Origin of the sequence: Marinobacterium weihaiense (genome assembly GCF_019061305.1) — a bacterium.
Lineage (GTDB): Bacteria > Pseudomonadota > Gammaproteobacteria > Pseudomonadales > Balneatricaceae > Marinobacterium > Marinobacterium weihaiense.
This window is the reverse complement of the sequence record NZ_JAHQZT010000090.1, coordinates 1-382: the sequence shown is the minus strand read 5'-3', so window position 1 is coordinate 382 and position 382 is coordinate 1. Positions and strand designations below refer to the sequence as shown.

The window sequence follows — 382 nt, the reverse complement described above, 5'->3', positions numbered from 1 at the left end:
CCCTCATCCTGCATCTGAGTCATGATCGTACGGCTTCCAGCTGAACTGCGGCTTTGCGTGAACAGTTCATTCACCTTGGCCCGTTGCTCAAGCCGATTTGCGTCAATTCGGGATCGGCTGCGGCGGTGCTCGTAGTAACTGGAACGGGCAATACCGAATGCGCTACAGACCATTTCTACTGGTTCCTGCTCACTCAACTGGTCTATCAGCGCGTACGTTCGAGTTCGTCCGACATCAAGAGAGCGGTGGCCTTTTTTAGTATCGCCTTCTCCCGTTCCAACCGATTCACTCTGGCTTCCAGCTCCTGGATCCTCTGTTGCTCCGGAGTGAGTGCCTTTGTAGTGGGCGTGACGCCGTCTCGCTCAGCGCGCAGCTGGTTGAC

At 56.0% G+C, this 382-nt stretch carries 1 pseudogene; it reads right to left on the bottom strand.

The window, feature by feature from the left end:
* Nucleotides 1-382 (bottom strand): annotated as a pseudogene (locus KTN04_RS17480) (IS3 family transposase); the annotation flags it as partial.